The 13,852-nt window shown below is 41.5% G+C and carries 14 protein-coding genes; 8 read left to right on the top strand and 6 right to left on the bottom strand.

Annotation, left to right across the window (positions count from 1 at the left end; translation table 11 throughout):
- Positions 1 to 19: 19 nt before the first annotated feature.
- The 4 genes from hutU to ABMQ40_RS06555 all read right to left on the bottom strand — a co-directional run bounded on the left by hutU (position 20) and on the right by ABMQ40_RS06555 (position 3,590).
- Positions 20 to 2,005, bottom strand: coding sequence for a urocanate hydratase (hutU, locus tag ABMQ40_RS06570; RefSeq protein WP_370897778.1), 1,986 nt, complete (start codon positions 2,003 to 2,005; stop codon positions 20 to 22).
- 119 nt (positions 2,006 to 2,124) lie between these two features.
- Positions 2,125 to 2,418 carry a hypothetical protein gene (locus tag ABMQ40_RS06565; protein WP_370897776.1) on the bottom strand — a complete coding sequence of 98 codons (294 nt, stop codon included), beginning with the start codon at positions 2,416 to 2,418 and terminating at the stop codon, positions 2,125 to 2,127.
- A gap of 127 nt (positions 2,419 to 2,545) precedes the next feature.
- Positions 2,546 to 2,809: a prevent-host-death protein gene (locus tag ABMQ40_RS06560; RefSeq protein ID WP_370897774.1), complete on the bottom strand. Its 264-nt coding sequence runs from the start codon at positions 2,807 to 2,809 to the stop codon at positions 2,546 to 2,548.
- A 130-nt stretch (positions 2,810 to 2,939) separates the two neighbouring features.
- Positions 2,940 to 3,590 (bottom strand): protein-L-isoaspartate(D-aspartate) O-methyltransferase, encoded by a 651-nt coding sequence (locus tag ABMQ40_RS06555; protein ID WP_370897772.1) that lies wholly within the window; start codon positions 3,588 to 3,590, stop codon positions 2,940 to 2,942.
- Positions 3,591 to 3,712: 122 nt separating this feature from the next.
- Between ABMQ40_RS06555 and ABMQ40_RS06550 the strand changes: the two genes are divergently transcribed.
- The 7 genes from ABMQ40_RS06550 to ABMQ40_RS06520 all read left to right on the top strand — a co-directional run bounded on the left by ABMQ40_RS06550 (position 3,713) and on the right by ABMQ40_RS06520 (position 10,761).
- Positions 3,713 to 4,675 carry a Gfo/Idh/MocA family protein gene (locus tag ABMQ40_RS06550; RefSeq protein WP_370897770.1) on the top strand — a complete coding sequence of 321 codons (963 nt, stop codon included), beginning with the start codon at positions 3,713 to 3,715 and terminating at the stop codon, positions 4,673 to 4,675.
- Positions 4,676 to 5,054: 379 nt separating this feature from the next.
- Positions 5,055 to 6,785 carry a cellulase family glycosylhydrolase gene (locus tag ABMQ40_RS06545; RefSeq protein WP_370897768.1) on the top strand — a complete coding sequence of 577 codons (1,731 nt, stop codon included), beginning with the start codon at positions 5,055 to 5,057 and terminating at the stop codon, positions 6,783 to 6,785.
- A gap of 63 nt (positions 6,786 to 6,848) precedes the next feature.
- Complete coding sequence (gene bla-A / locus ABMQ40_RS06540) at positions 6,849 to 7,727, top strand: CGA/CIA family class A beta-lactamase (protein ID WP_370897766.1); 879 nt, start codon at positions 6,849 to 6,851, stop codon at positions 7,725 to 7,727.
- 42 nt (positions 7,728 to 7,769) lie between these two features.
- Positions 7,770 to 8,192, top strand: a complete 423-nt coding sequence (locus tag ABMQ40_RS06535) for a hypothetical protein (RefSeq protein ID WP_370897764.1) — start codon at positions 7,770 to 7,772, stop codon at positions 8,190 to 8,192.
- Positions 8,193 to 8,201: 9 nt separating this feature from the next.
- Positions 8,202 to 9,092 (top strand): 3-hydroxybutyryl-CoA dehydrogenase, encoded by an 891-nt coding sequence (locus ABMQ40_RS06530; protein WP_370897926.1) that lies wholly within the window; start codon positions 8,202 to 8,204, stop codon positions 9,090 to 9,092.
- 75 nt (positions 9,093 to 9,167) lie between these two features.
- Positions 9,168 to 10,484, top strand: coding sequence for a hypothetical protein (locus ABMQ40_RS06525; protein ID WP_370897762.1), 1,317 nt, complete (start codon positions 9,168 to 9,170; stop codon positions 10,482 to 10,484).
- Between the two features lie 37 nt (positions 10,485 to 10,521).
- Entirely contained in the window at positions 10,522 to 10,761 is a 240-nt protein-coding gene (locus ABMQ40_RS06520; protein ID WP_108411504.1) for a DUF8828 family protein, read from the top strand.
- 47 nt (positions 10,762 to 10,808) lie between these two features.
- Here ABMQ40_RS06520 and ABMQ40_RS06515 read toward each other — a convergent pair whose 3' ends face one another.
- Positions 10,809 to 11,213 (bottom strand): META domain-containing protein, encoded by a 405-nt coding sequence (locus ABMQ40_RS06515; RefSeq protein WP_370897759.1) that lies wholly within the window; start codon positions 11,211 to 11,213, stop codon positions 10,809 to 10,811.
- Positions 11,214 to 11,236: 23 nt separating this feature from the next.
- Here ABMQ40_RS06515 and ABMQ40_RS06510 point away from each other — a divergent pair, with 23 nt between their 5' ends.
- On the top strand, positions 11,237 to 11,401 hold the full coding sequence (locus ABMQ40_RS06510; protein WP_370897757.1) for a hypothetical protein: 165 nt from the start codon (positions 11,237 to 11,239) through the stop codon (positions 11,399 to 11,401).
- A gap of 16 nt (positions 11,402 to 11,417) precedes the next feature.
- Here the strand turns inward: ABMQ40_RS06510 and pheT are convergent, their stop codons facing one another.
- Positions 11,418 to 13,820, bottom strand: coding sequence for a phenylalanine--tRNA ligase subunit beta (pheT, locus tag ABMQ40_RS06505; RefSeq protein ID WP_370897755.1), 2,403 nt, complete (start codon positions 13,818 to 13,820; stop codon positions 11,418 to 11,420).
- Between the last annotated feature and the right edge of the window lie 32 nt (positions 13,821 to 13,852).

Here is a 13,852-nt window from a genome sequence, read left to right as displayed (position 1 = left end):
TTTTCATATCTAAAAAGCTTTAAAACAAACTCTCATCCACAAAATTCGGCAGCGTCACTTTCAGCTTCGGTTCCACTTCCATCGCTCTTTTAATGGCGAAAATAGCCCCTTCATTTCTTGCCCAGCTTCTTCTGGAGATTCCGTTGTTCACATCCCAGAACAGCATAGATTTCAGTCTTCTGTCTGCATCATCACTTCCATCCAGTAGCATTCCGAAACCACCATTGATCACTTCTCCCCAGCCTACTCCGCCACCATTGTGGATGGAAACCCAGGTTGCCCCGCGGAAGCTGTCCCCGATCACGTTATGAATCGCCATATCGGCTGTAAACCTTGAACCGTCATAAATATTGGAAGTTTCCCTGTACGGCGAATCGGTCCCGGAAACATCATGGTGGTCCCTTCCCAATACCACCGGCCCGATTTCTCCGTTCCTGATGGCTTTGTTGAAAGCTTCGGCAATTTTCATTCTTCCTTCCGCATCTGCATATAAGATCCTTGCCTGTGAACCCACCACCAGCTTATTTTCCTGCGCCCCTTTGATCCACTGGATATTGTCTTTCATCTGCTGCTGGATCTCCTCCGGCGAATTTCGCTGGATTTCCTCTAAAACAGCACATGCGATATCATCCGTTCTCTGCAGGTCCTCCGGCTTCCCGCTGGTACACACCCAACGGAACGGCCCGAAGCCATAATCAAAGCACATAGGCCCCATGATATCCTGAACATAGCTTGGGTATCTGAACTCCCTACCGAGCTCAGGATTTTCCGCCATTACATCTGCTCCGGCCCTTGAGGCTTCCAGCAGAAAAGCGTTTCCGTAATCAAAAAAATAGGTTCCTTTTTCCGTATGCTTATTGATGGCTGCAGCATGTCTTCTCAGACTTTCCTGAACTTTTTCCCTGAACAGCTCAGGGTCTTCCGCCATCATACGATTGGATTCCTCAAAACTCTGCCCTACAGGGTAGTATCCTCCCGCCCATGGATTATGCAGAGACGTCTGGTCTGAACCGATATCAATCTTTAAATTTTCCTGATCAAATTTCTCCCAGACCTCTACCACATTCCCAAGATAAGCCAGAGAGACTGTTTCTTTATTTTGCAGGGCCGTTTTTACCCTTTCCACCAGCTGATCCAGGTTTTCATGGATTTCATTCACCCACTTCTGGTCATGCCGGATCTTGGTGATCTTCGGATTCACTTCCGCGCAAACGGTAACACAGCCTGCAATATTCCCTGCTTTCGGCTGGGCGCCGCTCATTCCGCCTAACCCTGATGTTACGAAAAGTCCGCCTTTCGGTTCTTTTTTGATTTTCCTGAAAGCATTCAGAACCGTGATGGTAGTTCCATGAACAATCCCCTGAGGGCCGATGTACATATAGCTTCCTGCTGTCATCTGCCCGTATTGCGTTACGCCTAATGCGTTGAATTTTTCCCAGTCATCAGGCTTTGAATAGTTCGGGATCATCATTCCGTTCGTTACCACTACTCTTGGTGCATCTTTGTGGGACGGAAACAACCCCATCGGATGTCCTGAATACATCACCAGCGTCTGCTCATCCGTCATTTCAGACAGATACTTCATGGTCAGCAGGTACTGTGCCCAGTTTTGGAAAACCGCTCCATTTCCTCCATAGGTGATCAGCTCATGCGGGTGTTGGGCCACTGCATAATCGAGATTATTCTGGATCATCAGCATAATGGCTTTTGCCTGTTCAGATCTTCCCGGATAGTCGGAGATCGGTCTTGCCTTCATCTCATAATCCGGACGGAAGCGGTACATATAAATTCTTCCGTAATCTTCAAGCTCCTGCTTAAATTCAGGCAATAATTCCGCATGGAATTTCGGGTCAAAATAACGTAAAGCGTTTTTTAATGCCAGCTTTTTCTCTTCTTCACCTAAAATCTCCTTACGCTTCGGCGCATGATTGATGTTGGTATCATATGGTTTCGGTTGTGGTAATTTGCTTGGAATACCTTGTTGTATCTGTTCCTGGAATGTCATTTCTAATTTAAAAATTTAACTCAATTCAAAGTCTTAAAGATATTCAAATTGGAAAATATAATGCAAACAAAAAAAAATCCTCCGGTAAGAGAATTTTTTACAAGGCAAGATGCTTAAGACTAATCGATCAGATCCGTGTTCTCTTCTTCATGATCATCTTCATTATCACTGAGGCTCCAATAGTTGTTTTCTTCATCCTCGGTCCCTATTTCTTCCATTTCATCATCATCTTCCGTTCCGGGAATATCCAGGCCTTTATCTATTTTATCGTCTTCGATAATCTCTTCTTCAACAGGCCTTCCGTCTCCATCCAAAGGAATATGCTTTTCCTGTTCAAAAATATCCTCATTAGGGCTGTATTCTCTTTGCTCCAGTCTTCTGTCCTGTTCTTGCGGGCTGTTTTCGGGTATCATAATTATTGGTATTTGATGTTTAAGTGATCTGATCAAAAATAATTCCAACCTGGTCACAAAATTAAAAGATCAAAAACCTCACTCCTGAAAAGAAGTGAGGTTCTTCTAACTTTAATATTAAAAATTATCAATTCTTTCCGTTCTTATGGTCTTTGTTTTTCTCCCAGGCCTCGGAAGCCATTTCCTGGATTTCCTCCCAGACATCTTTTGCAGATTTCTGCGCCTGAGCCATGAACCCCTGTTTGGTAGCCTCCTGGTTCCTGCTTTTCATATCATTGATATAATCCTTCACCTGCTGGGAATAGCTCTCTACACTATAACCAGGGTTATTATGAAGGTTTTTCTGAATATTACTGAAATCGTGTGATACTTTAAACCTATTCGTATCCATAATAATAAAGTTTAAATATTAAGTATGGAAAATGCTTCAATTATCATTCCGAAGCTCACTTAAAATGTATTAAAAATCAGAATGATTTGCTTAATGAAAACTTAAAATACGCGGATGTAATATCCGAAGGTCATTGATTGGTATTTCCCAGCATGGGAACAAATTTATAGGCCCCAAATTCCTCCTTTTCAAATTCGGTCTGGGAAATCTTCGTAAACCTGTATAAAACCTGTTCATCAGCAGGGCCCAGCGGGATAACCATTTTGCCACCCACTTTCAGCTGCTTTAATAATTCGGTCGGTAAAACCGACGCCCCGCAGGTCACAATGATCTTATCGAAGGGAGCAAATGTAGGAAGTCCGGCAAAACCGTCCCCAAAGCTCTGAAATTTCGGGTATAAATGAAGCTCCCTGAATTTTTTCTTTGAGAAATCAAACAGATCCTTTTGCCTTTCAACCGTATATACCTGTGCCTTCATTGCCAGAAGAACAGCAGTCTGGTAGCCGCAGCCTGTACCAATCTCAAGAACTTTTTCCCCGGGCTGCACCTGTAAAAGCTCCGTCTGCTCTGCTACCGTTGAGGGATGGGAGATGGTCTGGTGGGCCAGGATGGGGAAAGCCCGGTCTTCATAAGCGAAATCTTCAAAAATGCTTTCTATAAACAGGTGTCTCGGAACCTCATTCATTGCCGAAAGTACATTTTCATCAGAGATCCCTATCCTTTGCCGGAGATAATCAACCAAAATCTTTCTTTTTCCTTTATGTACAAACAAATCCTGCATGTCACAAAAATAACAAATTAGCTGTTAGATTTTAAATGTTAAATAAAAGAATTATCCACAAAAATCCGACTTCAGCATTTAAAATCTAACATCTTTCTTATCTTTACAAAAATTAAAAAACTATGTTGAAAGCAGGTTTGGTAGGGGCCGGACATCTGGGAAAAATACATTTAAGGCTTCTGGATCAGTCAGATAAATATGAATTGGTAGGTTTCTACGATAAGGATGCAGAAAACGGCAAAAAACTGGAAGCTGAATTTGGCTATAAATATTTTAAGAATTTTGATGATCTGCTGGACCGGATCGATATGCTGGATATTGTAACGCCCACCGTTTATCATTACGATTTTGCACTAAAAGCCATTGAAAAAGGGCTGCATTTCTTTATTGAAAAACCGGTGACCCAAACATTGCAACAGGCTGAAGAGATTCTTTATAAATGCCGTGAAAACAATATAAAAGCGCAGGTAGGGCATGTTGAGAGATACAACCCGGCGTTCATTGCCACAAAAGAATATATCAAAGACCCGATGTTCATTGAGATTCACAGGCTGGCAGAGTTTAACCCGCGGGGAACCGATGTCTCTGTAGTGCTCGATCTGATGATTCATGATCTTGATATCCTGCTGAGTATCGTAAAGTCTAAAGTAAAAAACATTCATGCAAGCGGTGTTTGTGTTGTCAGCAAAACCCCGGATATCGCCAATGCCAGAATTGAATTTGAAAACGGCTGCGTTGCCAATCTTACCACCTCCAGGATTTCTATGAAAGCTATGAGGAAAAGCCGTTTCTTCCAGAAAGACGCCTATATCTCCGTTGACTTCCTTGAGAAAAAAGCCGAGGTCATCAGAATGAAAGAGGCTCCGGAAAATCCTACTCCTTTTGACATAATCATTGAAAACGCCGAAGGAGAGAAAAACCAGATCCTGTTTGAATATCCGGATATTCGGCCTAATAACGCAATTCTGGACGAATTAAATTCTTTTGCCGATGCCATTACGGAAAACAAAACTGTGGAAGTTTCGCTGGAAGACGGAACGGAGGCCCTGAAAGTTGCCCTGGAAATCATGACACTGATCAGTTAATTTAAAGCCGGTCTGCTAAGCTTATAAACCCTATTTCTGCTGTGACAGCTGAAACAGAAACGGCTGCCACAGTAAGAAAGACAGGAGGATCTGATCTAATCATCCCATACCAGATTGTTTCTGATGATCTTTAAAATTTCATTGGCTTCTGATCCATTTTCTATAAAACGAAATTAAAGATTTAACAACAGAAAGTGGCTACAGAAACAAAAAAAGCAATATATTTGGAAACAATTCAATAACAGTTGAAAGAATTTATTTTATATATAAATGGGTTTCCACCCCAAACCAACGGCATCAATGTGAATGAACTGCACATGGATACCACCGTCAGCTACAATTAATCCCTAAAAAATAATCATTTATAATCCAAACAACTATGAAAAGAGCCATTCTATTATCCGCTTTTTTATTGTCTCAATTTGGGACATCACAGCTTTTAAAAACCAGTGGTCAGAAAATTGTTAACGATAAAGGCGAAAATATCCAGCTAAGAGGACTCGGTTTGGGAGGATGGATGCTGCAGGAAGGCTATATGCTGAAAACAGCAGATTTTGCCGGCCCACAATATAAGATCAAACAGAAAATTGCAGAACTGATTGGTGAAGACGGGATGAATGAGTTTTATAAAGCTTACCTGAAAAATGGGATCACCAGGCAGGACATTGACTTTCTAGCCAAATCTGGTTTTAATTCCATAAGGTTGCCGATGCATTATAACCTTTATACTTTGCCTATCGAAAAAGAGCCGGTGAAAGGCCAGAATACCTGGCTGGAAGAAGGCTTCAAAATGACGGATGACCTCCTGAAATGGTGTGCAGCCAATAAGATGTACCTGATCCTGGATCTGCATGCGGCACCAGGCGGACAGGGAAATGATGTCAATATTTCGGATAATGACAAGTCCAAGCCTTCGCTTTGGGAAAGTGAGGAAAATCAGAAAAAAACTGTTGCACTCTGGAGAAAGCTTGCGGAACGGTACAAAGATGAGCCGTGGATCGGCGGGTATGATCTGATCAATGAGCCGAACATTAATTTCACAGGAAAGAATCCAAACGGTACGGACGAAACATCCAACGCACCGCTCTGGAAATTACAGAAAGAGATTACGGAAGCCATCCGGCAAGTGGATAAAAAACACATCATCATTATCGAAGGCAACGGCTGGGGAAATAATTATAACGGGCTGATCCCTCTCTGGGATAATAATATGGTATTCAGCTTCCATAAATACTGGAATTATAATAATGATGAGACCTTGAAGTTTGCCCTGGACCTGAGGCAGCAACACAATGTCCCTATCTGGCTGGGTGAGACGGGAGAAAATTCCAATGTATGGTTTACGGAACTGATCCAGCTCCTGAATAAGCATAACATAGGATATGCTTTCTGGCCAATGAAAAAGATAGACAATATTGCAGGAATCGCGAATGTAAAAATCACTCCGGAATACCAGAAGCTGCTGGATTACTGGAAAAACGGGGGTGAAAAACCATCCAGGGAATTTGCCTACCGGGCCCTGATGAAAATTGCAGACAACTATAAATTCAACAATGTTGAAATTAAAAACGATGTGATCGATGCCATGTTCAGGCAGGTAACGGATGATTCTACAAAGCCATTCAGGAACCACCAGGCCCCGGGAAGGATATTTGCCACCGAATATGATCTGGGAAGAATGGGCTCTGCTTATGAAGATAAAGATTATATCAACCTTTGGGTAAGCGACCCTAAAAAAAGGTCTGAATGGAATTCCGGAAACCAGATGAGAAATGACGGCGTGGATATCTATACATGTAATGATAATATTACCAACCGGTATTATGTAGGAAAAACCGAAGCCGGTGAATGGCTCCAGTATACCATAAACTCAAAAGCTGATAAAAGCTATGTTTTCGATGTCAGGTATGCAGGTACCGAAGCTTCACGAATAAGGATAGAGGATGCTTCAGGAAAGCAGCTGGCCAATGTTCAGCTGGCAGCCACGGGAGGAAATGAAAACTGGAAAACTACTGCTGTGAAAGGAGTTCACTTAAAAAAAGGTGAGAACAAGATCAGGATCTTTTTTGAAAATGGCGGTATCAATCTAAATTATTTTGAATTAAAATAATAAATATCTTAAATTGCAAATCCCTTTTAAAGCTTAAAAGGGATTTATTTTTAATCTTACGTCATGAAAAAATTAGGGTTGGTTTTCATTTTTATTTCCGCGTTGCTGTGCGCACAAAATTCTGTTCTGGAGCAAAAAATCAATTCCGTTATCAGAGGTAAGAAAGCTACGGTGGGCGTTTCTGTCCTGGGATTTGAGGATCAGACGGCCTACCATAAGAACGGTGACAAAAAACTGCCGATGCAAAGTGTTTTCAAATTTCATATTGCCTGTGCCGTTCTGGATCTTGCAGACCGGGGGAAGCTTTCTTTAGATCAGAAGATCCCACTCAGGAAATCCGATCTGCTGGAAAACACATGGTCTCCGCTCCGGGACCAGTATCCTGACGGCAATACAGAGATCCCGTTGAGTGAGATCATTGATTTTACGGTAGCCCGGAGTGATAACAATGGATGTGATATATTATTAAGGCTAATCGGAGGTCCCTCAGCCGTCCAGAATTTCATGGATTCTAAAGGGGTGAAAGGTTTCCAGATAAAATTTAATGAAGAAGACATGCACAAAGACTGGAATGCCCAGTATGAAAACTACAGCACAACGAAGTCGGCAACTGATGTACTGAAGAAATTTTATGACGGAAAACTGCTTTCCCGGGAGTCTACCGATTATCTGATGAAAGTGATGCTGGGAACCAAAACAGGAACCAACAAAATCACAGAACAGCTGCCAAAAGGCACTCCGGTAGCCCACAAGACCGGATCTTCAGGCAAAAATAAGGAAGGGCTCACAGGGGCGGAAAATGATATGGGGATCATCACCTTACCTGATGGCAGGCATTATGCATTAGCCATACTCGTAAGTAATTCTACGGAAACAGATGCCGTAAACTGCAAAATGATCTCTGATATTTCCAGAATGGTCTGGGAGTATTTTAATAAATAAAATTTAAAGCTTAATTTTAAACACCATAAAAAAACAACTGATATGAAAAAAATAGCCGTACTGTTGAGCCTGTTTAGTTTCACATTATTTTTCTCGCAAGAGAGTCAGAATTATGTGCGGATAAGTTATTCGAGTATTTGTTGCGGAACTCCCTCTGCGGAGCCTGTAATGAGTTACCTGGACCAGTTCCAGAAGAAAAACAGGATCAGGTCATTTGAAGTATACAGGGAAAGCGGTTTGGGAAGAGAAGGTGAATTCAACCTGTATATCGGGACAGACAAGCTTTCAAAGAGACAGAAAAGTAATTTTATCAAAGGGCTCAAAGATGCCGTTTCTTCCCAGAATGCCAAAAGGAACCGAAAGAATGCCGGCACTGTAAATTTTGATGAAACCGTAGTGGTGACCAAAGCAGATTTAAGTAATGTAAAAAATCTAACTGTCTATAAAAATAATTTAATTAAATAAGGAAAAATGATCAAGAACATTGTAGTTATCGGAGCAGGAACCATGGGAAATGGTATCGCCCATACTTTTGCACAAAGCGGATTTAAAGTAAACCTTGTAGATGTGTCCCAGGAAGCTTTGGACAGGGGTTTAAAAACCATTACCACCAATCTTGACAGAATAATTGCAAAGGGAAACCTTACTGAAGAACAGAAAGCAGAGACTTTAGGAAATATTACCACTTTCACCGCACTTAAAGATGCCGTAACGGCGGCTGACCTGATTGTAGAAGCGGCTACTGAAAACCAGGAGCTGAAACTCAAAATCTTCAGCCAGATGGATGAATTTTCACCTGAAAGCTGCATCCTGGCCACCAATACCTCTTCCATCTCCATTACCCGCATTGCTTCAGCCACAAAAAGGCCGGACAAGGTGATTGGTATGCACTTCATGAATCCGGTACCTATTATGAAGCTTGTGGAGATCATCAAAGGATATTCCACCTCTAAAGAAACTTTTGATGCTATTTATGAGATGAGCAAAACATTAGGGAAAGTTCCTGTGGAAGTCAATGATTATCCGGGATTTGTAGCCAACAGGATCCTGATGCCTATGATCAACGAATCTATTGAGACCCTTTACAACGGTGTTGCCGGAGTAGAAGAAATAGATACGGTAATGAAACTGGGAATGGCCCATCCAATGGGGCCGCTTCAGCTGGCAGATTTCATCGGTCTGGATGTTTGCCTGGCGATCCTGAATGTAATGTACGACGGCTTCAAGAATCCTAAATACGCACCGAACCCGCTGTTAGTGAATATGGTAATGGCAGGTAAACTGGGAGTAAAATCAGGAGAAGGCTTTTATGACTACTCTGAAAGTAAAAAAGCGGAGAAGGTATCAAAAATGTTTATGAAATAAAAAATGTACAGTCATGAGGCGTGATCTATACATTGGGTGACCAGTATGTAGCCATTCCTTACCGGCACAGCCTTAATGAAAATTAAAGAAAAATATATCAGGATATCATTGGTCATCATTACGGTAATGATGACCATTTTACGTTTTTTACTGAACGAAAAAGGAAGGGTGACCCCGGATTCCATCCGGTACATGAGGTTTGCCCATGGACTTCCTGTTATTGATAATACCACTACTCCGCTCGGCTATCCTGTTGCCATCAGGCTTCTTACTTATTTGGGTCCGGATGAGTTCTGGAGCAGCAAGATCATCGGTATCTGTTCTTTTTTCATGATCATCTTTTGGGCCCGGAAAAGGAACTTTTATTACAGAGAATCTATCGTGACCGGTGCCTTATTCAGTTTTTTGTCTATATTTTCAGCCACTTTAAGCGAAGCGCTCATTCTTCCGTTTGTTTTTTTCTTCTTTTATATCGCAGCTCTGGTGATCAGGGAAGATCTAAAAGGCCGGAAGGCTTTCCTATACCTTTCCCTTATTTTAATCCTGTTGTACAATATAAGGTACAGTGCGCTATTCTTCATAGGTGCTGCCGGGCTTTTCGGGCTTTTACACGTCAGGAAGAAATATTCCCTTGTACTGCTATTTTCAGCAGCAACCGCAGGCCTGTATGTAGTTGCATATAAATTATTCTTCATCGACCATTTTAATGAAGATTATATCAGGAATGCCCTGGAAACCGGATTGCATCCTACATCACAATTACTGACAGAACTGTTCCAGGCCTTATGCACTACCTTCAATCCTTTTATTCATATGGCCAGCCCCGGTGGCGGAATGATCAATTATGCTATTTACGGCTTAGGGCTTTTTAATATTATCCTGATGGTTTTCACGTTTATCCGATACAGGCTCTCAGATTCTGAATCCTTCTTTGTATTTACGGGAGTGGCCGGCATATTGTGTATGTTTTTTATTCAGTACTTCTACTCTCTTGATCCTTTGGATTACAGATTGCTGGCACCTTTCAGCTTCCCTTTATGGCTGGTATATTTCAGGAAACTTTTCTTTCTTTTTAAGGCGAAGGTCTATATTATCGCGGCTTTAAGTTTATTATCCGGCCTATGCTTCACCTGGCTGTCAAAAGGAAGCTATCTTGAAAACAGAAAACGGATCACCCGGTTCTTAAAATCTGAGAACCTGGACAAGGCGGCGCTGAAGTTTTATTGGGAGCCTTCAGGTGATTCTGATAAAATGCAGGTTTCCGAGCTGGTAAGCACCGTAAATCCACAGATAATTTTCACCAGGAACCCAAAAGACACTTTACAGAAAACGACGCTTACCGGCTACAAAGTTTTGCAAAAAATTAAAATCGACAAGAACAAATATCAATAATTTTATTATCTTTGATTAAAGTTAAAACATTAAAAAAATGAAATTACCAAAGTTTTTATTAGCAGATAATTCGGAATTTCCAGAAGATCTATTCGTTGTTCACACTGAATATCCAAGATTTATCTTAAATGTGGAAGAGGAAGAAGTTGAGTGGCTGGATGATCTTGAAGGTGACGATGAAGAAACGATGGCAGATGAAGCTACTAAAGTGGTAGAGGCCGCATTCAAATGGTGTGACGAAGAGCTGGCTAAATACGACGAGGAAGATGAAGATTAAATAACAAACCAATATAAAAAAGGAACTCAGCTGAGTTCCTTTATTTTTTATTCCGCCTTATTGAATTTCAATAACAGGAGATTGTCTTTATACAGCTCCAGGGTATTTCCGGAAATCACGTATTTGTTCGCCTTTTCCATCATATCCATAAAGTTTTTTTCCACTCCCATATTATCACACATCATTTTTGTAGACCCCATCTGTCCTGCTGAAAAGCTCCCTGTGGATGCATCTATTTTCGCAGTCCCGAAATAATTGTTGCACCCCGCATTTCCGTTGATTTTATCTCCCTCAATCGTCAGTGTAGGCACTTTACCTTTTACATTATCTGCGAGGGTCCATTTGGTATTTGCCAATGAAGGCTGTGATTTTCCGACCTTAGAAACAGAGCCCGTTGCACCGCACGAGGCCAGTACAACTGCTGCACATATACTTAGGAAAAGATTTTTCATTTTTAATTTTTTTTATCTACCAAATGTACGGAAATTATATTATTTATCATGGTACTGCCTGCATCAAAAAAATCATTTTCCACGGTAAGACGCCCGGTATCACGGTTTTTACGGATTTTCAGGAAATTGCAGCAGGGATCTCTAAAATAAAGCAGGATAAGAGCTTCCGTTCTTATCCTGCTTTCTAAATTATTTATTGCTTAATTATGACCTTAATTCCGCATTGAATTCCTTCTGGAAAGATTTGATAAGGGAATCCATTGCTTCGGTTATTTCCTTCTCTTCCAGCGTTTTCTCCTCATTGAGAAGCTCAAAGCTCATGGCATAGGACTTCTTCCCTTCAGGAAGATTTTTCCCCTCGTATACATCAAATAAATTAATGCTTTTGATAAACGGGGATTTATTTTTCCTGGCCGTCTGATACAGATCCTGGTAATTAACGTTTTTATCGATCAGCAAGGCCAGATCTCGTCTGGTTTTATTGAATTTAGGGATATCCCTAAATTTCAGCTCATTTCCGGAACGTAATTCCTGAGCCAGTTCCAGCTCAATCTCAGCATAAAAACACTCCTGCTCTATATCGAAATCTTTCAGCAGGGCAGGTGAAACCTTTCCTATTTTCACCAGGGTTTTCCCATTTACCTCATAAGCCAGCACATCAGAGAATCTTTCGTCAGATATTGCAACCTCTTTATAATCGACAGCTAATTTTTCCAGCAATACTTTCACATATCCTTTCAGATTATAGAAGCTGGTAGCTGATTTCGGCTGTAACCAGTTTTCCGCAACATCTCTTCCGGACACAAGGATCGCCAGCTGCTTCCTCTCTTCATAGCGGTCTTTTTTATGGTAAATTTTACCAAATTCAAAAAATTTGATGTCCTGGTTTTTCCTGTTGATATTATAGATTGCATTCTGAAGGAGACCTTCCAAGAGGGATTTTCTCATGAAGGCAAGGTCGCTGCTCAGGGGATTTAACAGTTTTACGGCCCCGGTCTCGTCTTTTACCGAAGTGAGTGAATTGTTCATCACCTCATTGAAACCTAAGCCCTGTAAGGTTCTTGCCCAGCTGTTTTCCAATTCGTCCTGATCATTGGCATTTAATTTTACAGGAGTGAAAGAGATCTTTTGTGGCGCATCAATCTTGTTATACCCGTAAATCCTCAGGATTTCTTCAATAACGTCAATTTCCCGCGTCACATCGGCCCTGTATGCAGGAACAGAGATCTCAAAACCATTCTGGATCTCGTTTAATACCTGGATATCAAGGGCTTTTAAAATTTCTTTCACCTTCTCTCTGTGAATCTTGGTCCCCAGGATTTGCTCAATTCTGGAGAATCTTATGATCACATAATTATCTTCTATTTTCTTTGGGTATTCCTCCAGCAACTCGCCTACCAATTTTCCGCCGGCCAATTCCTGGATCATCTTAATCGCATGTGTGATCGCCGTTCTGGTAATATTCGGATCCACACCTCTTTCAAATCTGAAGGAGGCATCGGTATTCAGCCCATGGTACTTGGCCGCTTTTCTTATGGCCACAGGGTTAAAATAAGCGCTTTCCAGGAAGATGGTGGTTGTTTCATCAGACACTCCGGAATGGGCACCGCCGAAAACTCCGGCAATACACATTGGGGTATCCTTCCCGTCCTTGATCATAAGCTCTGACCCGTTCAGGATTCTTTCAACCCCATCAAGAGTCATGAATTTGGTCCCTTGTTTTACAACGCCCACCTTCACTTTTTTATCTGCAATCTTGTCGGCATCAAAAGCATGAAGCGGCTGGCCATAGCCATGAAGAATATAGTTTGTAATATCTACGATATTGTTGATAGGGCTTAGTCCGATAGCTTTCAGCCTGTCTTTCAGCCATGCCGGGGATTCGGCTACCTTTACCTCTTCCATTACGGCTCCTATATATCTGGGGCATAGTTCTGCGTCTTCAACCTCCAGGGTAAAGCTGTGTGCCCCTTCATTATTCAAAGATTGTGAAGATATTTTCTCAAATTCGGATTTCTGCTTATTGGTTGACAGGTAGGCATATAGATCTCTTGCAACACCGTAATGAGACATGGCATCCGTTCTGTTCGGGGTTAAACCGATCTCAAAGATTTCATCGTTCGTCAATTCAAAATAATCTGCAAACTTCTTCCCTACTTCATATTTTGTCTCATCCAAAACCATAATTCCGCCATGATCATCACTAAGGCCCAGCTCATCTTCTGCACAGATCATTCCCTGTGAAACCTCGCCCCTGATCTTTGCCTCCTTGATCTCAAAGAAGTTTCCGGTCTTATCATAAATTTTAGTTCCCACCACAGCTACCGGAACAGTTTGCCCTGCTTCCACATTCGGAGCCCCGCAAACTATATGCAATACTTTACCATTTCCTATATCTACAGTGGTTTTCTTTAATTTATCCGCATTGGGGTGTTTTTCGCAGGTCAGTACTTTACCTACAATAATCCCTTCCAGGCTACCTTTTATGCTTTCAAATTTTTCTATCCCTTCAACTTCAAGACCTATGTCCGTAAGGAATTCACCGATTCTTTCAGTCTTCAATTCCGTTTTGATATAGTCTTTCAGCCAGTTATTTGATATTTTCATTTATTGAATTTTGAAAATTTATTTGAATTTTT

The sequence above is a fragment of the Chryseobacterium gossypii genome (assembly GCF_041361455.1).
GTDB lineage: Bacteria > Bacteroidota > Bacteroidia > Flavobacteriales > Weeksellaceae > Chryseobacterium > Chryseobacterium gossypii.
This window is presented reverse-complemented; position numbering and strand designations above follow the sequence as displayed.

Coding starts and splice junctions, on each gene's coding strand:
- hutU (WP_370897778.1), bottom strand. CDS start 2,005: ATGACATTCCAGGAACAGATACAACAAGGTATTCCAAGCAAATTACCA.
- ABMQ40_RS06565 (WP_370897776.1), bottom strand. CDS start 2,418: ATGATACCCGAAAACAGCCCGCAAGAACAGGACAGAAGACTGGAGCAA.
- ABMQ40_RS06560 (WP_370897774.1), bottom strand. CDS start 2,809: ATGGATACGAATAGGTTTAAAGTATCACACGATTTCAGTAATATTCAG.
- ABMQ40_RS06555 (WP_370897772.1), bottom strand. CDS start 3,590: ATGCAGGATTTGTTTGTACATAAAGGAAAAAGAAAGATTTTGGTTGAT.
- ABMQ40_RS06550 (WP_370897770.1), top strand. CDS start 3,713: ATGTTGAAAGCAGGTTTGGTAGGGGCCGGACATCTGGGAAAAATACAT.
- ABMQ40_RS06545 (WP_370897768.1), top strand. CDS start 5,055: ATGAAAAGAGCCATTCTATTATCCGCTTTTTTATTGTCTCAATTTGGG.
- bla-A (WP_370897766.1), top strand. CDS start 6,849: ATGAAAAAATTAGGGTTGGTTTTCATTTTTATTTCCGCGTTGCTGTGC.
- ABMQ40_RS06535 (WP_370897764.1), top strand. CDS start 7,770: ATGAAAAAAATAGCCGTACTGTTGAGCCTGTTTAGTTTCACATTATTT.
- ABMQ40_RS06525 (WP_370897762.1), top strand. CDS start 9,168: ATGAAAATTAAAGAAAAATATATCAGGATATCATTGGTCATCATTACG.
- ABMQ40_RS06520 (WP_108411504.1), top strand. CDS start 10,522: ATGAAATTACCAAAGTTTTTATTAGCAGATAATTCGGAATTTCCAGAA.
- ABMQ40_RS06515 (WP_370897759.1), bottom strand. CDS start 11,213: ATGAAAAATCTTTTCCTAAGTATATGTGCAGCAGTTGTACTGGCCTCG.
- ABMQ40_RS06510 (WP_370897757.1), top strand. CDS start 11,237: ATGTACGGAAATTATATTATTTATCATGGTACTGCCTGCATCAAAAAA.
- pheT (WP_370897755.1), bottom strand. CDS start 13,820: ATGAAAATATCAAATAACTGGCTGAAAGACTATATCAAAACGGAATTG.